At 35.3% G+C, this 17861-nt stretch carries 13 protein-coding genes; 4 read left to right on the top strand and 9 right to left on the bottom strand.

All coding sequences use genetic code 11. The features are described from left to right. Positions 1–213: 213 nt before the first annotated feature. The 6 genes from ygfK to BN1075_RS17420 all read right to left on the bottom strand — a co-directional run bounded on the left by ygfK (position 214) and on the right by BN1075_RS17420 (position 10521). Entirely contained in the window at positions 214–3282 is a 3069-nt protein-coding gene (ygfK, locus tag BN1075_RS17395) for a putative selenate reductase subunit YgfK (RefSeq protein WP_040194546.1), read from the bottom strand. A 107-nt stretch (positions 3283–3389) separates the two neighbouring features. Further along, positions 3390–4586 carry a knotted carbamoyltransferase YgeW gene (gene ygeW, locus BN1075_RS17400; protein ID WP_040194547.1) on the bottom strand — a complete coding sequence of 399 codons (1197 nt, stop codon included), beginning with the start codon at positions 4584–4586 and terminating at the stop codon, positions 3390–3392. 740 nt (positions 4587–5326) lie between these two features. Continuing rightward, entirely contained in the window at positions 5327–5830 is a 504-nt protein-coding gene (gene xdhC, locus BN1075_RS17405; RefSeq protein WP_040195298.1) for a xanthine dehydrogenase subunit XdhC, read from the bottom strand. Between the two features lies 1 nt (position 5831). Beyond that, positions 5832–6701 (bottom strand): xanthine dehydrogenase FAD-binding subunit XdhB, encoded by an 870-nt coding sequence (gene xdhB / locus BN1075_RS17410; protein ID WP_040194548.1) that lies wholly within the window; start codon positions 6699–6701, stop codon positions 5832–5834. Between the two features lie 11 nt (positions 6702–6712). Beyond that, the gene (gene xdhA, locus BN1075_RS17415) at positions 6713–9004 is read right to left on the bottom strand and encodes a xanthine dehydrogenase molybdenum-binding subunit XdhA (RefSeq protein WP_040194550.1); all 2292 of its coding nucleotides are present in this window, start codon (positions 9002–9004) and stop codon (positions 6713–6715) included. Between the two features lie 206 nt (positions 9005–9210). Then, complete coding sequence (locus BN1075_RS17420; RefSeq protein WP_040194552.1) at positions 9211–10521, bottom strand: dihydroorotase; 1311 nt, start codon at positions 10519–10521, stop codon at positions 9211–9213. 191 nt (positions 10522–10712) lie between these two features. On the opposite strand from BN1075_RS17420, the gene BN1075_RS17425 reads away from it, so the two are divergent. Genes BN1075_RS17425 through BN1075_RS17435 form a run of 3 tightly spaced genes read left to right on the top strand, consistent with a single transcriptional unit; the run spans position 10713 to position 14826 of the window. Then, positions 10713–11189 carry an NADH-quinone oxidoreductase subunit NuoE family protein gene (locus BN1075_RS17425; RefSeq protein WP_040194554.1) on the top strand — a complete coding sequence of 159 codons (477 nt, stop codon included), beginning with the start codon at positions 10713–10715 and terminating at the stop codon, positions 11187–11189. 17 nt (positions 11190–11206) lie between these two features. After that, positions 11207–13090 (top strand): NADH-quinone oxidoreductase subunit NuoF, encoded by a 1884-nt coding sequence (gene nuoF, locus BN1075_RS17430; RefSeq protein WP_040194555.1) that lies wholly within the window; start codon positions 11207–11209, stop codon positions 13088–13090. Between the two features lie 17 nt (positions 13091–13107). Further along, positions 13108–14826, top strand: coding sequence for an NADH-dependent [FeFe] hydrogenase, group A6 (locus BN1075_RS17435; protein ID WP_040194557.1), 1719 nt, complete (start codon positions 13108–13110; stop codon positions 14824–14826). A 67-nt stretch (positions 14827–14893) separates the two neighbouring features. Here the strand turns inward: BN1075_RS17435 and BN1075_RS20940 are convergent, their stop codons facing one another. The 3 genes from BN1075_RS20940 to BN1075_RS17450 form a co-directional block, all read right to left on the bottom strand. Then, a complete protein-coding gene (locus BN1075_RS20940) occupies positions 14894–15502 on the bottom strand; it encodes a hypothetical protein (protein WP_052406630.1) in 609 nt (202 codons plus the stop codon). Positions 15503–15795: 293 nt separating this feature from the next. Continuing rightward, a complete protein-coding gene (locus BN1075_RS17445) occupies positions 15796–16395 on the bottom strand; it encodes a LysO family transporter (protein ID WP_040194558.1) in 600 nt (199 codons plus the stop codon). Continuing rightward, positions 16395–16715 carry a LysO family transporter gene (locus tag BN1075_RS17450; protein ID WP_042387423.1) on the bottom strand — a complete coding sequence of 107 codons (321 nt, stop codon included), beginning with the start codon at positions 16713–16715 and terminating at the stop codon, positions 16395–16397. Before BN1075_RS17450 ends, BN1075_RS17445 begins: the two co-directional genes overlap by 1 nt. A gap of 196 nt (positions 16716–16911) precedes the next feature. On the opposite strand from BN1075_RS17450, the gene BN1075_RS17455 reads away from it, so the two are divergent. Then, a complete protein-coding gene (locus BN1075_RS17455) occupies positions 16912–17847 on the top strand; it encodes a hypothetical protein (RefSeq protein ID WP_040194560.1) in 936 nt (311 codons plus the stop codon). Positions 17848–17861 lie beyond the last annotated feature (14 nt).

Consider the following 17861-nt stretch of genomic DNA (forward strand, 5'->3'; position numbering starts at 1 on the left):
CCCTTAAATGATTTTATATAAAGCTATATATCTCTTCGTTTTAATTTTAGTAACATGTTTTAACACAAAAGTTACTATAAAATCTTACCAACATTTATTTTAAAAATATCCTATAGTCTCTAAATGTTACATGTTCCCTAGAATTACTTCTTTAAACTTCAACAACATTTATTTAAAAAAGAACATAAGAGCCATGAAATATTAAAAACTACCTTATAATAAATAACTATGTTCCTCAATGACTGCCTTAATTAAACTCAATATTTCCTTTGAAATATGCTTTCTTTCACAGCAACCGCTACAGCCTTCTGGGCTCACATTTATTTTAACTACCTCACTTAATTCATTTCTTACAATAACAATACCCTTTTCTGCATCCTGAACAAAGAAGCCTATATTTAATGAATCCTCTAGATCCTCCAATGACCAGAATAAAGTTACTTTGTCCTTATATGGATTGCCATCATGAGGACAGAACACACCACAGTTTCCACATTCATTACACATACCGTCTATATGAAGGATTTCATAAGCTTCATTACCACCTTCTCTAACCTTAACTGCAACATTGGCTCTGTTTGGACATACATCTGTACAAACTTCACATACTCTATTACAGCCAAGACATCTTTCAGCCTCACCGCTTCCTTCCATTGGCATATTTAAGATTCCTTTACGGTGATATAGTTCATTTCTATCCTTTAAAGCTTTTCCTGAAAGCTTATCAGCCTTGTTAGCTTCTGGCTCAAGATCACATTTCATAGCTTCCTTCTTTAAAATATCCATAGCAACAGTTTTTCCATGACCCATTGCTCCAACTATTGTTCCTGGTCCTTTTAAGGCATCTCCAACAACATAAACATCTTTAATATTAGTTTCAAAGTTTATTCCCGTTTCTGGAAGCCCCTTAGAAGTTATCTTTATCCCTAAAGCTTCAAGATAAGCTGTATCTACCTGTTCTCCTACTGCTGCAATTAATGCTGTGGCAGGAAGGTCCACTAACTTTCCTGTTGGCATCGGTTTTTTTCTGCCAGAACTATCTCTTTCACCTAAAGCTATTTCCTCACAAATTAAGGTTTCACCATTAAATTTCACTGGAGCTAAAAGCTCTTTTATTAAAACTCCATCTTCTACAGCAAAATCAACTTCCTCTTTGCTGGCTGGCATAAAGTCTCTTGTTCTTCTATAAACAATGGAAACTTCTTCAACGCCAGGAATTCTGCTTGCTGCTCTCGCTGCGTCCATGGCAACATCTCCCCCACCTATAACGCAAACTTTATTCCCAAGGTTTAAAGCAGCCCTACCCACTTTAAACTGCTCCAAGAATTTGATAGCATTTAGAACTTTATCACTGCCTTCTTCAAGGTTAACTTTACCTTCCTTATAAGCTCCCACAGCTAAAATTACGTAATCAAAATCCTCTTTAAGCTTCTCCAGACTTCCACTTTGGTTCACTCCAAAATTCACCTTTACTCCTAACCTTTCAATGGTTTTGAAGTCTCTGTTTATTGCAGCTTCTCCTATTCTGAAATCCGGTATTACATGATTAATAATTCCATAAGGCTTTTGTCTTCTTTCGAAAACCTCTACCTCCATACCATTTCTTCTTAAATAAGCCGCTGTTGCAAGTCCCGCAGCACCTGCTCCAATGATGCAAGCTCTCTTAGAAGATTTAATTTCACTTGGTTTAATTTCTTCAGTGTACTTTTCTTGACTTTCATCTGCTGCAAGCTTTTTCATTGCTCTTATCTCCACAGAACTTTCATAATCAAGTCTTGTACACTTGTATTGACAATTATGATTACAGATAGTGCCTGTTATTGATGGTGCAGGATTGTCCCTTGCAATGACCTTAAAGGCTTCATCATAATTACCTTCTCCAACTAAGGAAATATACTCTGGTATTCTTTGATTTATTGGACACCCTTCGCTACAAGGTGCAATGGCACAACCAAATAGGGGAAGCTTTGATTCCACCTTTCTGCTGCCTACTGTTCTTGCTCCCTTAACATGATGAGGATCAGTTAAAGCCCCCTCTGCTAAAGCATTCAATAAATTTGTATCTATACTAAACTTCTTATTTGCCATCAAATTTTCAAGCTTCTTTGCAAGCTGAGTTATTCTTTCATAGCCACCCGGCTTTAAAAGAGTAGTTGCGAAGGTGATTGGACATATTCCTGTTTCAAAGAGCTTATCTACATTAAAGAAGTCAGCTCCTCCAGAATAGGAAATGTATAAATCTCCTTGAAACTCATTAGCTAACATCTTTGCTAATGTAATAGTCAGTGGATAAAGGGAACGTCCTGACATATACATCTCTTCCCCAGGAAGTTCCTTGTTTAATATCTTAACAGGAAGAGTATTAGTCAACTTAACTCCGATATTTAAGCCCTCTTCCTTAGCAATTTTTCTGAGCCTCTTAAGCATTGCAATTCCATCATCATACTTCAAATCATTTTTAAAGTGATGTGGATTTAGCTCAATATAGCCATAGCCCATGTCCTTAAAGGTATTTCTTACAAATTTCTCTCCTAAAAGAGTAGGATTCATTTTTATAAAAGTATTTAAGTTCTTTTCCTTTAATAAATAAGTAGCTATTCTTTCAATTTCAGCTGGTGGACATCCATGAAGGGTTGAAAGAGTTATTGATGAACAGATTTTAGGTGAGATACTTTCTAAGGCTTCTTTATCAAAGTGTGTAAACTCGCTTAAGTTATCCTCTAAAACCTGTACACACTGCTTCCAGATTGCAGTGTTGCTTCCGTCCTTTAAGTTTTCAATAAAGGAATTTATTTTATTTGATTTTATGCCTTCAAGATCATAGCCAACGCTCATGTTAAACATAAAATCCTTCTCATCACTTATTCCAAGCTCCCTTTGAAGTAAATGCATAAGGAACCAGCCCTTCACATACTCCTCATAAGCTTCCTCAACCCTAAGCTCTGTGGACCACTCCACGTTGTAGCATTCGTCCTCTGCATTAATACAAGGCTTAGAAACTGGAAGATCTTCTCCATCTAGAGTTTGAACTGTCTTTAATTCAATAAATCTGCTTCCTGTTAAATAGGCAGCAACTATATTTTGTGCCAGCTGAGAGTTTGGACCTGCTGCAGGGCCAATTGGAATTCCCAGCGTCTCCCCAAGGAAGGTAATTGTATTTTCTGGTTTGCTATAATAAATCTTGTCACTATGAATTCCATAAATACTTCCTTTAGCCTTTACTTCTCCAATAATCCAATTAACCATTCTTTCAAAGCTAATAGGGCGCATTCTATCACTCATACTCACACCTCCTTATAAAATAAGGATTACCATCAAGTGTTCAATTTCATCTCTCTGGTAATCCTTCAACGCAACTTTATTTAATTCTCAATTCTAAACTATTAAAACTATTTTCCTGCAAATCTTTTTTTATCTGCTTCTAATAAAGCATCAAAGGTAGCAACTGGATCCTTAACTTTACTTAGGAACATCATTGCTGCTATGATATATGGTTTAAATCCTGCTTGTTTGTAAAGTGGCTCACGATAACGATCAAATACGGTTTTAGCTACTTCCCCTGCAGTGCAGCTTACATCTGTGATATCAGCTGGTAAACAGTGAAGATATAACGCCTTACCTTCATTAGTAAGTGCCATCATTTCCTCTGTGCACTCCCAATCCTTATGTTTAGCATTTTCTTCTAACAACTCTTTTTCTAAAGCTTTAATTCCATCGCTGTCTCCCTGTGCATATAAATCTGTACGTTTTTCCATTGCAGCAAATGGAGCCCAGCTCTTAGGATAAACAATATCTGCTCCCTCAAAAGCTTCTTTCATAGAATTTGTCTTTGTAAAGCTTCCACCATTTTTTTCAACATTTGCTTTTGCAACTTCTTCAACCTCTGGTAATACATCGTACCCCTCTGGATGAGCTAGTATAACTTCCATCCCCATTCTTGTCATAAGTCCTATAACTCCCTGTGGAACTGATAAAGGCTTACCATAAGATGGAGAATATGCCCAAGTCATTGCTAATTTTTTACCCTTAAGATTTTCAACTCCACCAAAGTAGTGAACTAAGTGAAGTAAATCAGCCATACATTGAGTTGGGTGGTCAATATCACATTGTAAGTTAACTAAAGTTGGTCTTTGCTCTAAAACACCTTCAGCGTGTCCAGCTTGAACAGCCTTAGAAACTTCCTGCATATAAGTATGTCCTTTTCCGATGAACATATCATCTCTAATGCCGATAACATCAGCCATGAAAGAAATCATATTAGCAGTTTCTCTAACAGTTTCACCATGAGCAACCTGGCTCTTTCCTTCATCTAAGTCCTGAACTTCTAATCCAAGTAGGTTACAAGCACTTGCAAAGCTGAATCTAGTTCTTGTAGAGTTATCTCTAAATAAAGATATTCCCAGTCCGCTGTCAAATATTTTAGTTGAGATGTTTTCTTCTCTCATTGCGCGAAGAATATCTGCAACTGCAAAAACAGCCTTAAGTTCGTCATCAGTCTTATCCCAAGTTAAAAAGAAATCATCATTATACATATTTTCAAAGTTAAGCTCTCCAAGCCCAGCGATTAGATTTTTAATTTTTTCCACAAAAATTCACTCCTTAAACAATTTAAACTCTTACATTTCTTAAACAGTATCCTTTGTAGTTTCACAATTTTATCCAATCCAATATAGCTATGTATTCTTAGTAATATGTATTACGGAAACTCCTTATCATATACACTTTTTGAATGTCACTTATACTGACTAGTTAATCAAATTATAATCCTCTTACCATAAAATGTCAATAACTATTCAGACAATTCAAAATATTTTATTTATTTCTTTTAAATAGTTGATTTTATTTTTTATTCTTGTTAGAATTTAAATAACAGGTAAATAATTAACCTTTCCTTGAATCACATCATGATTTCACATCTTATTATCTTCTTTAACCTTGAGACGTAAAGGGCTTTAAAGAAAAGGTTTACTAACTAGATAATCAATAGATTCCATTATTACTTATATTAATTTTGCATAAAAATATTCCATTAAATTTATACTTTATTATTTTTAATTTTAAACTGATAAAATTAAGATGCTTTATCTTAATTTACAGGTTCTAATTTCTGTTGCCTTAATTTTTTTAAATATATAATCCAGATCCAAACACGACCCTTATTAATTTCTTTAAATGCCCTTTCTTGGCTTTTGCTAAGGGGGCATTTATCTTTTCGATTTGAAATTTATACACTACTTTTAAAATAGTAAATTAGCCAATGAAGTAGAATGTTAGTATATTCTATCTCATTGGCTAATTTACTTCTATAAAAGTTGGACTAATCAAATCAAAGATTTGGAGTCTCACTTATCTGCCCATTTTCCTCTAAGGATTTTTTTGTTGCGTTGAAGATTTTCTGATACCCTGTACATCTGCATAAATGACCTGAAATTTCTCTTTTAACTTCTTCCTCTGTGAATTTTTCTCCACTATTAACTAAGGCAGTGGTTGTGAGAACTAACCCTGGAGTACAGAAGCCACATTGAATTGCCCCTTCCTCTACAAAAGCCTTCTGTACCTTTGAGATATTATTTCCATTACCTACTCCTTCAATGGTTAAAACTTCTTTTCCTTCAGCCCACACTGCCATGTAAATACAAGAATCAACTGGAGTACCATCCACAAGGACTGTGCATGCACCACACTCTCCTACACCACAACCCTGTTTTACTCCTGTAAGGTGAAGTTTATTTCTCAAAACATCTAAAAGTGATTCGCGCACATCAATTTCTACTCTATGATCTTTCCCATTAATCTTTAAATTTATCTTTTTTAATAAATCGTCATTCACACTATTCACCACTTTCCTCAACTAATTTTCTTAAAGCCCTTAAAGTAAGCTCTTCAATAAGATGCTCTCTGTAAGCTTTAGAGGCTCTCCAGGAGTCTCTTGCTTTAGCTGCCTTTACAGCTTCTTTCCCTATGGCCTTAATAGTTTCTTCCGTAACAGCTTTCCCAAGAGCAAAGGCTTCAGCCTCTAAGCAGCGCACTGGAACTGGTGCCGCTACCCCTAAAGCTATTCTTACCTCTTCAAACTTTCCATCCCTAACCTTCGCCACAGCAGCTACTCCCAACATGGAGATATCCATAGCCTTTCTGTTACAGTATTTAATATAATGGCTTTTAGCTCCATCATAATCCTTTTTATCAATAAGAATACTTACCAGTATTTCATCTTCATTTATTTTTACTTTTCCAGGTCCTTCATAGAACTCTGTTATAGGAACAACTCTTTCCCCCTTGGAACTAACAAGTTTCACCTTAGCATTAAAAGCAAATAAGCTTGGCGCACTGTCTGCAGAAACTGCTCCATTACACACATTACCTCCAATTGTAGCCATATTTCTGATTTGCGGACCACCCATAGATACTGCCCCTTCAGATAAAGCCTTTAGATTTCCATCTACCAGCTCACTGCGATGGACCTTAGCAAAAGATGACATTGCTCCAATTTCAATGGTCCCATCCTCTTGCTTACTTATAAAGTCAAGTTCATTTAAATTCTTAATACTCAAAAGATCAAGGCCTTCCCATGAGCCATGTCGAAGTTTAATTAACACATCGGTACCGCCAGCAATTACTTTAAAGCTCGACTTCTCTCCCTTAAGTTTTATAGCTTCCTCAAGAGTTTTAGGCTCAATTATATTTTTTATATCAAACATCTTTATACCCCCTAAATTAATCCCTCTTCCTTAAACTTTTCAAATACCCTTTGAGGATTCATTGGAAGCCTGTTAAAGGCAACTCCAGTGGCATGAAGAACTGCATTTCTAATAGCTGGTGCTGGTGAAATGGTAGTATTCTCACCTAAGGATTTTTGTCCAAAGCTTCCTGCTCCATCTGGTACCTCCACAAAGGCTGAACCAATGGCAGGTGTATCCATAATAGTTTGAAGCTTATAGTCTAAAAGATTATTGTTAAGGGTCTTTCCTGTTTTTTCATCAAATAGCATCTGCTCTGAAAGGGCATAGCCTAAAGCCATGCTTACACCTCCATGAACCTGACCTTCTGCCAGCATTGGATTTATAATAGTTCCTGAATCATGAACATTATAAATCTCCTTTACCTCAATCTTGCCAGTAGGTACATCTACCTCTACCTCAGCAAAGGTTACTCCATAAGCAATGGCATTATTTCTCATATTAACTGAAGTATCACTGGTGATTGGACAGCTATACATTCTATCATAGTAGGATTCCATAGCAATATCTTCTAAAGAACAAACTACAGCTCCTCTTCTTGGCTCTACAATTTTGCAATCAACTATATTCAATTCTTCTGGCTCTAACCCAGTTTTTCTTGCTGCAAACTCCAACACCTTATTTTTAACTTCCACAGCTGCCTTTTTAACTGCTGCACCCGTTACAAAGGTTTGTCTGGAAGCATATGCCCCAGTATCAAAAGGTGTCACATCTGTATCTTGTACAGAAATTACGTGAACCATATTAATAGGAATACCTAAAACTTCTGCAGTCATTTGAGCAAAAGCAGTATCACTGCCCTGGCCAATTTCAGTTGCTCCAATCTGAAGCTGAACTGAACCATCCTGATTCATAACAATCCTTGCCCCAGCTGCTTCCAATGCTACAGGGTATGTCCCTGAAAAATAACTAAAGCAAGCCATCCCAACACCACGTCTTATATTCCCAGTATCATGACCATACAACTTCCTTTTTTCATCCCAATTAATTAACTCCTTCCCCTTTTTAATACATTCAGGAAGTCCAAAAGAACGTACCACATTTTTAGAGGATGGGTCTACATAATCCTGCTTAATAAGGTTTTTCATTCGAAAGTCTACTGGGTCCATATTTAAAGACTTAGCAATATCATCCAAATGACTTTCTAAAGCAAAAAACATTTGAGGTACTCCATACCCACGCATTGCTCCTGCTGCAGGAATATTAGTATAAATGGTTTTTGGTGAATATTTTATTGCCTTAAAATCATATAGTGGTCTAAACTTACTTCCGGCGCTCATGGTTACTGAATGACCATGGGAGGCATAAGCTCCATTATTAACAAGATTCTTTATGTCAATTCCAAGAAGCTTTCCGTCTTTACTTACAGCAGTGTTAAAATTAAACTTCATAGCATGACGTACCCTTGTATCAATAAATACCTCTTCCCTTGTAAGAGCATATCTTACTGGTCTGCCGTCCACTGAAAGTGACATTGCTGCAGTTAAAGGCTCAATGACAACGTCCTGCTTATTTCCAAAGCCACCACCAATATAAGGCTTGATAACCTTTATTTGTCCCCAAGGCATACCTAAAGCCTGGCCAACAATTCTTCTTACAATATGAGGAATTTGTGTTGAAGTAACTATAGTCATTCTTCCATCTGGCTCCACATAAGCATAAGCACTGTGGTTCTCGATGTGGCAGTGCTGCACAGTACTAGTAATAAACTCATTACTGAACACTAAATCTGCCTGACCAAGCTCCTTTTCAATGTCTCCTACACCATTTCCAAAGGAACTAATGATATTATCAGGTCTTTCACTGTGAATTATAGGTGCTCCTTCTTTAATAGCATCACTTTGATCAATAACAACAGGTAAAACCTCGTACTCAACTTTAATGAGCTTTAATGCTCTCTCTGCAGTTATCTCATCCACTGCAACTACCGCAGCTACTGGTTCTCCCCAAAATCTAACCTTATCAGTAATTATAAGTCTGTCTTCTACGTCCCTATGTCCCGGTTCTAAAGACCAGGGATGCCCTGCAGTAGCAAATTTAATTTGTGGTAAATCCTTACTGGTAATAACAGCTTCAACCCCTTCTAGAGCCTTAGCTTCACTAGTATCAATACTCTTTATATTGGCATGGCCATAAGGACTTCTTAAAACCTTTCCTATAAGCATATCTCTTTCCAAATAATCATCAGCATACTTTGCACGACCAGTAACCTTCGCCACTGCATCAAGCCTTGGAACTGAAGTACCGACAACCTTATAATCCATTAATAATACCTCCCCATAGATATCTGACTAACTAATCAATCATAAGTGAGCGTCCAAATTTTAATTTGGTTGCACAAACTTAAGTGAAAGTCTAAATCTTTGATTTAGTTACTCGAACTTACTCTTCGAGCACTCCTTCGAACACAGTGAAAAGGAGTTTCCTTTAATTTCACATTCAGTAACTTTAAATTCTACATTCAGCAATTCTAAATTCTCTTAACGTATTCCCCGCCTTCATCACATAGAAGTTGCCCTTTATCCATGATGATTCTTCCTCTGGAAATTGTTGTAATAATTCTACCCTTCACTTTTATTCCTCTGTACAAATCATAGTCACATCTGCTATGTGATTCTTCTATTTTATATTCATCATTTGGATTAAAAATTACTATATCTGCATCAGCTCCAATGATTAAACTTCCTTTTTTCGGATATAACCCATGTAACTTTGCAGGATTCTTTGTAAACTTATCTATCACTTTATCTCCAAAAGCCGTATACATTAACTGAAAGCTATGCTCAATGCCCCCAATTCCCATGGGAATTAAATCAAGGGTTTCCTTATTCTTTTCTATGGAGGTAAATGGACAATGGTCTGTACCAATAGTGTCCACAAAATCTATATTATCTTCAAGGATATCTGCCTCTTTTCTGCTGCGTAGTGGTGGTGCCATTGTATATAAATATCCATTTTCTTTTTCATAATTATCCTTGGATAAATAAAAATACTGAGGGCAGCTTTCTATAAAGAAACTTTTATTTAAGATATCTCCATAGTTTTCCTTCACTCTTTCAAGGGTCCGTCCAGAACTCACATGAACTATATACATTTTCCCTTCTGTTTCCCTTGTCATTTCAGCCAAAGCTAACACTTCTACGGTTTCACTTATGGTTGGCCTATTCTCTCCATGGGCCCTTACTGAAAATTTTCCTTCCTTTATAAGATGGTCATCTTCGCTATGGGATAAAAGCAACACATTCTCATTTTTGCAAATATTCAGTAAATTCCTAATGGTATTATGGAATGTCATTCTGTTGCTGGAGCTATATGTGGTGAAAAACTTAATACTACTTATTCCTAACCCTTTAATATCATTTATAAATCCTTCTTCATCATCCTTAAAATTTGCAATTGTGCTATGAAATCCATAGTCGATTACAGAATCCTTTGCATCCATCATTCTATTTTCAAAGGCTTCCTTCAACTGATGTCTATCCTCAACGGGGTCTAAAAAATCAATGTAGGTTGTAACTCCTCCATAGGCTGCAGTTATTGAACCACTATGAAAGTCATCTGATGATGCCCTTCCTCCGCCAACCCTTAAGTTAAAATGCACATGAGGATCTATAAAACCTGGTAAAACATAATTTCCTTTAGCATCATATGTTCTTTCTGCTTCAAATGAATCCGTTGAAACATTTACAATCATGCCATCTCTTATATATAAATTGCTATTTACAAAATCACCATCTTGATAAATCTTCCCGTTGATAATAGCTAAATCATAAAAATTCATAACATCAACTCCTTTTATATGATAATTTTAACACTTAAATATATCTATTTCCAGAATTTTTTATATTATCATAATTTTCTCAAATACTATACAAAATTAAGAAAACATGTTATATTTATTTTTGATTGAGAATTGATAATTTATTTAATTTTTTCAATTTTTGATTATTTATTTAAGGAGGTTTTGCTTAAGTGTGTTGTAACTTAGAAAAAAATCAAATGTTTCAAGAACTAGAAGACTTTATAAACGCTCTACCAACAAAAGAGGGAGCTCTTATTGAGGTATTACATAGAGCTCAAGGAATCTTTGGCTACCTGCCAAAAGAGGTTCAAGAATTCGTTGCTGAAAAATTAAATCTACCTATCGCAAAAGTATATGGAGTTGTAACCTTCTATTCATTCTTTACCACTGAGCCTCGTGGAAAAAATGTAATAAATATCTGTATGGGAACTGCTTGTTTCGTTCGTGGTTCTGGTGACATTCTAAAGGAATTTGAAAAAGAACTTGGAATTAAAAATGGTGAAACTAGTTCGGATATGCAATTTACTCTTGGCTCGCTAAGATGCGTTGGTGCATGTGGACTAGCCCCTGTTTTAACTATCAATGACAAGGTTTACGGTCATGTAACAACTGCAGATGTAAAAACTATTTTAAGTGAATACAAGTAATCGAGGAGGTAAAGAACTTGAAAAGAATAAATTCCTTTGAAGAATTAAATAAAATTTATCAGGAATACAGCTCTCTTCTTGATGTAAGAAAAGCTACTTCTGAAAATACAATGCAAAATGTAAGAAGAGAAATTCTTATATGTGGAGGAACTGGTTGTAAATCAGCTCAAAGTGACTTAATTAAAAAGAATCTTGAAGAAGAAATAAAAAAATTAAACCTTGAAGATAAAGTGTGTGTTTCTATTACTGGATGTTTCGGATTCTGTGAAAAAGGACCAATCGTTAAGGTTGCACCTGATGATGTTTTCTACGTTCACGTATCTCCTGAGGATGCAGAAGAAATAATAAATGGACATATTGTAGGGGGACGGATTGTTGAAAACCTTCTATATGAAGAACCAACAATAAAAGCTAAGGTTAAAACTCAAGATAAAATGACCTTCTATAAAAAACAGCATAGAATTGCTTTAAGAAATTGTGGACTTATTAATCCAGAGGACATTAAAGAATATATAGCTGAAAAAGGTTACCTTGCTTTAGGTAAGTGTTTAACTCAGTACAGCCAAGATGACGTAATTAACATAATGATTGAATCTGGTCTTCGTGGAAGAGGAGGCGGTGGCTTCCCTACAGGTAAGAAGTGGCAGTTTGCCAAAGGCTATGATGCAGATCAAAAATATATTATCTGTAACGCAGATGAAGGTGACCCAGGTGCCTTCATGGACCGTTCAATACTAGAAGGAGATCCTAACAGCGTGCTAGAAGCAATGGCTATTGCTGGTTATGCTATTGGAGCTACTAAGGGTAATATTTATATAAGAGCAGAGTACCCTCTTGCTATTGAAAGATTAAAAATTGCAATCTCTCAAGCTAGACAATGTGGCCTTTTAGGTAAGAATATATTAAATTCTGGTTTTGATTTTGACATAGAAATTAAATATGGTGCAGGTGCCTTTGTTTGTGGAGAAGAAACTGCTCTTATCCACTCCATCGAAGGAAACCGTGGAGAGCCAACAAATAAACCTCCATTCCCAGCTGAAAGCGGATTATGGAACAAGCCAACCTGCGTTAACAACGTAGAAACTCTTGCAAATATCCCTGCAATCCTTAACAATGGCGCAAAATGGTTCAGCTCTATTGGAACAAAAACTTCTACAGGAACTAAGGTTTTTGCCCTTGCTGGAAAAATCAACAACGTTGGACTTGTTGAGGTTCCAATGGGGACAACTCTTAGAGAAATTCTATTTGAAGTTGGTGGTGGAATTAAAAATGGCAAAGAATTTAAAGCAGTTCAAACAGGTGGACCATCTGGTGGCTGTATTCCAAGTCAATTCCTAGATACACCAATCGATTTCGATTCTTTAAGTGCTATCGGTTCTATGATGGGCTCTGGTGGAATGATAGTTATGGATGAAGACAACTGTATGGTTGATATCGCTAAATTCTATCTTGAGTTCACTAAAGAAGAGTCTTGTGGAAAATGTACTCCTTGCAGAATAGGAAATACTCGTCTACTTGAGCTTCTTGAGAAGATTTCCAAGGGTGAAGGAACTCTTGAGGATTTAGATGCTCTTGAAGAATTAAGCAGTGTAATAAAAGATACCTCTCTATGTGCTCTTGGACAAACCTCACCAAATCCTGTCCTAAGTACTTTAAAATATTTCCGTAAGGAATACGAAAGCCACGTAGTAGATAAGATTTGTCCTGCTGGTGCTTGTAAAGATCTTATGAAATTTGTTATAACTGACAGATGTATCGGTTGTACTAAGTGTGCAAGACAATGTCCTGTAAGTTGTATTTCTGGAAAAGTTAAAACTAAGCACGAAATAGATTACAACAAGTGCATTAAGTGTGGTGCTTGTAAAGCAAGCTGCCCAGTAGATGCAATTGATTTAGTTTAATTAAAGAGGTGAAATCATTGAGTTTAATTTCGTTAAAAATAAATAATAAAGATGTTCAAGTTGAAGCTGGCACTACTATATTAACAGCTGCTAAAGAGTTAAACATCCACATTCCTACTCTTTGCTATTTAAAACTTCACGACAATAAAACTACAAATGCTCCTGGTTCATGCAGAGTTTGCGTAGTTGAGGTTGAAGGAAGAAGAAACCTGGCTCCAGCTTGCTGTACAACAGTTATGCCAAACATGGTTGTAAAAACAAACTCTCCAAGAGTTATTAAAGCAAGAAAAGCTTTAATAGAATTAATTCTTTCAAATCACTGCAACGAGTGCTTAACTTGTGCTAAAAACCAAAAGTGTGAATTACAATCACTAGCTGCTGAATACGGAATTACTGATATCAGATTCCAAGGTGCTAAATCCTTCACAATGAAGGAAACTGGCAATCCATCTTTAGTTAGAGATACTTCAAAATGTATCCTTTGCAGAAGATGTGAAGCAATCTGCAGCAAGGTCCAAGGTGTAAGTGCTATAGGACCAATGAACAGAGGTTTTGATACAATACTAAGCACACCATTCTTTGCAGATTTAAATGACAGTGACTGTTCACTTTGTGGACAATGTGTAAACGTATGTCCTACTGGAGCTTTAATGGAAAAAGATAACACTGAAGATGTTATGAAAGTTCTTGGAAATAAAGATAAATATGTTATAGTTCAAACTGCTCCTGCTATTCGTGCTGCTCTTGGAGAAGAGTTTGGAATAACTGGAGAATCTGTAACTGGTAAAATGGTAGCATCTTTAAGGGCCCTAGGCTTTGATAAAGTTTATGATACAGACTTTGCTGCAGACCTTACAATCATGGAGGAAGCTCAAGAGTTCATCAACAGATTCACTGCTGGTGAAAACCTTCCAATGATTACAAGCTGTTGCCCAGGTTGGATAAACTTCATTGAAAAGCACTATGGTAACTTATTAAACTTACCATCAACTTGTAAGTCTCCTCAACAAATGTGGGGCGCAATTGCTAAGACTTACTTAGCAGAAAAATTAGGCATTGATAAAGATAAACTAGTAGTAGTTTCTGTAATGCCTTGTATTGCTAAGAAATCTGAAGCTAAGAGACCTGAATTTAACAATGATGTTGATATAGTAATCAGCACAAGAGAACTTGCTAAGATGATAAAAATTGCAGGTATCGACTTTAAATCTATAGAAAATGAAGACTTTGATAGATTAATGGGAGAATCCACTGGTGCTGGAGTTATCTTCGGAACTACAGGTGGAGTTATGGAAGCTGCTCTTCGTACATCTTACGAGTGGTTAACTAAAGAGTCTCTTGAAAAACTAGACTTTGAAGTTGCTCGTGGATTACAAGGTGTTAAAGAAGCTTCTCTTGAAATCAATGGAAACACAATAAACATCGCCATCGTAAGCGGTCTAGGAAATGCTAAGCAGCTTCTAGACAACATTGATGAAACTTCTAAGAAGTACCACTTCATCGAAGTTATGGCATGTCCAGGTGGATGTATAAACGGTGGAGGTCAGCCTTATTCTAATGATCAATTTAACCTAATTGAAAACAGAATGAACACTCTTTACTGTGAAGACTTAAGCAAAACTATTAGAAAATCTCACGAAAACCCAGAGATAATCAAGTTATATAATGAGTTCTTAGGAAACCCTAACAGTGAAAAGGCTCATCACCTTCTACACACTCACTATACCGCAAAATAATTAAAAATTGTAAATAAAAGGAACCGGTTGCTATCAACTGGTTCCTTTCTTTCCTATGTGTTCTACTTTATTTAGTTTCCCCACATTCACATTTATATCCACTTAAAATACTTTCAGTTCTTGCCGGTCTATCTACTACCCACTTATTCTCATATTGTGCTGGATGATACTTTTCAAAATGCCCTTCATGTACTTGTTTTTCTCCGTTTACATACTGTGCCTCTTCGCCATTTTGAATATGAATATTAAGATGTTCCTCTACACGACCTTCTATATCGTCTTTGCATAGACTACACATACCATAGGTAACACTTACATAACTAGGTATCTTCTCCATCCATCCTTCGCTTACTAATATACTTTCATAATGACCCTCTTCTTGATAATATACCTCTTCATAAACCTCTTGCCAATTATGTGTATGTATCTCCACCTGTGTGGTATCATTGCTTGTTTTATTTTCTTGTTCTTTTAATTCTTGCTGAACTGCTTTTTCCTTCATTGATAATAACCTTTGTTCTTCAGTCTCTTTTCTTAATAAGCTTTGTTCTTCGGCTTCAGCTTCATTTTTAGTGCTTACTATTTCACCTGTAAATATTCCAACTCCAATTAAAACTATTAATACTGCACCAGCTAATAACTTATTATTTTTTAATAGCTTAATTACCTTACTCATAATTAGTCATCACCTTTTCCTCTATTAATATACTTGCTTTTATCTTAAATATATTATACCATGCAAAATTATTTTAACCACAAAATTAGTAATAATATCAATATTTTGGTTGCGTTTTATTCTATAATCTTATCATAATTTTATCATAATTTATCATATTCATTATTTCTAGTAAGATTTTTATTTGTAACTCTATAGACTTTAAACTTTTAATAATTTGCTATATTCTCCTACACACTCTTCATTTTTCACCTTTAATTTTTAATTAAAAAGAAACCCCTTTCGGGATTTCTCTAAAAAATATTATAAAAAAACGGTACAAGTATCGGAACTAAAGAACTTAATACTACTCCATTTATAAATGCAACTACTGCAACCTCTGAGTTTGTTGCCTTTGCAATTAACGGTAAGGTTGTGTCCATTGATGTTGCCCCTGCTGGTGCAATTGCTGTATAGCTGTTTAACTTCTTTGCAAGGATTGGTATTAAAATCACCGTAAGAAGCTCTCTAAATACATTTGATAAAAATGCAATGGCACCTAATGTATCTCCCCCAAGCTCCTTAAGCATTACACCTGATAGGCTATACCATCCAAAACCTGAACCTATGGACAACCCTTCATTCATCGGCATGCTGAAAATAGTACCAATTATTAATCCTCCAAGAAGACTTCCAACTACTCCACCAAAAGGAATTATAAGGACTTTTAATCCTAGTTTCTTTAAATCTTCAAAAAGCTTTTTGTTCCCACCGATATCTATTCCAACTAAGAAAATTAAAATAAATAAAGAGATTGAAGTAACTTGATCCATACTGCTTACTACTTCTGGTGGAAGTACAAAATAGCCACAACCGATACCAACTAAAACTGATAAAATGATTATGTATGTCATTAAATACTTTCCTCCATTTCCTCTTTTAGTTCTTTTGACTTACCCTTTGACTTATTTAGTAGGAATTTTTCAGATAAAATATAAACTGTAAAAATACTGCATGCTATAGTCCCCACTGCAAATAAAAAAGCCTTCAATCCAATTGTAGGTAAATTCTTAATTATGTCACTATCTGCCCCGATTGAAACACCCATGGAAAATAGTAAAAATATGACACCAATCTGCTGAAGTCTGCCATTTATTTTAGTTCCTTTGTCGCTTAATTTAACAAAATAACCAATTATGGCACCTAAAACAAGTGCAATTAAAATTTGACTCATAAAATCCCCTCCTCCACAAAGTATTATATCATGATAAGTGTAAATATTATATATTTTCCGAATAATATTGTAAACATTCTCTCAACTTTAAAAAATATTATACAATTCCAGCTTAAAACCATTCTTATATGAATATATTTATTATATGCTAAAATATTATGCGCTTTATAAGCACTTGAACTATAGGAGGTAAATTATGAAGGACGTTTTTATGCCTTATTATATAAATGGAAATAACATAAAAAATCTATTTCAGATAGCTATAAATAGATATGGTAATATTGATGTGAATATTAATCGGGTAGATACTACCATTGAATTAAATGTACCCTTAGCTGAGATAACCTGTGGAAAAATAACTCAAGGTACTGCCAAAATTACAATTTTAAGAAGTAATATTTTAACCGAAATAGATTTTGAAACAAAAGCCTCCATAGATGCTTTTATTAATCTAGAAAATATTTTACATAAGAATAATGCTATAAAGTTGTTAACTTCCTCAAGTGCATTAAGCAATTTATATACAGGTGACATTGTAGAACTCACTGCTACCATAAGTCAAATAGACCCTATACTAAACTTCTTTCAGAAGTCGCTGAACCTTCTACAATTTCAGCAAATAACTGAAAATCATGATAATAGCAAACTTATAGACTGGATAACTTCAAATATTGACACAATCCATAATCAAAAGAATTTAAAATTTTCTGCTACTCCTAATTTCAGTACGGATATGAATATAACTATAGCCATTGATTCATCGAACTCCATTCTTGATGTTGACTACTACCTTAACCGGCCAGTTACCATTGTAGGCCAAATTATTAATTCATATAACAACACATCGGCATATGATGGCAATTCTATGAATAAATCACAAAACCTAAGCCAGAATACCCCGAAACCTGCTTATGTTAAGGAGTTTTCTAAAAATACCATTTTTGGTGAATCTCTAAAGACTATTCCCTTAACCAACCACGGTGATACCTTTAACCTTAATGCCCACCTGCTTTGGGATTACCTAAATAGCAATCCCAAGTATGCAGGCTTCCTTGAGCATCTAAATTACCCTGCAGACCCTAGTCTTAAAAAGAAAAATATTGAGATAATTCCACTTATGATATATCTATAGAGAAAGTCCTATGA

This window comes from Clostridium culturomicium, from assembly GCF_000821305.1.
Taxonomy (GTDB): domain Bacteria; phylum Bacillota; class Clostridia; order Clostridiales; family Clostridiaceae; genus Clostridium_J; species Clostridium_J culturomicium.

What these genes read in the sequence shown, in the direction of transcription:
- ygfK (WP_040194546.1), bottom strand. Translation starts at nt 3,282, where the DNA reads ATGAGTGATAGAATGCGCCCTATTAGCTTTGAAAGAATGGTTAATTGG.
- xdhB (WP_040194548.1), bottom strand. Translation starts at nt 6,701, where the DNA reads ATGTTTGATATAAAAAATATAATTGAGCCTAAAACTCTTGAGGAAGCT.
- xdhA (WP_040194550.1), bottom strand. Translation starts at nt 9,004, where the DNA reads ATGGATTATAAGGTTGTCGGTACTTCAGTTCCAAGGCTTGATGCAGTG.
- BN1075_RS17420 (WP_040194552.1), bottom strand. Translation starts at nt 10,521, where the DNA reads ATGAATTTTTATGATTTAGCTATTATCAACGGGAAGATTTATCAAGAT.
- BN1075_RS20940 (WP_052406630.1), bottom strand. Translation starts at nt 15,502, where the DNA reads ATGAGTAAGGTAATTAAGCTATTAAAAAATAATAAGTTATTAGCTGGT.
- BN1075_RS17445 (WP_040194558.1), bottom strand. Translation starts at nt 16,395, where the DNA reads ATGACATACATAATCATTTTATCAGTTTTAGTTGGTATCGGTTGTGGC.
- BN1075_RS17450 (WP_042387423.1), bottom strand. Translation starts at nt 16,715, where the DNA reads ATGAGTCAAATTTTAATTGCACTTGTTTTAGGTGCCATAATTGGTTAT.
- BN1075_RS17455 (WP_040194560.1), top strand. Translation starts at nt 16,912, where the DNA reads ATGAAGGACGTTTTTATGCCTTATTATATAAATGGAAATAACATAAAA.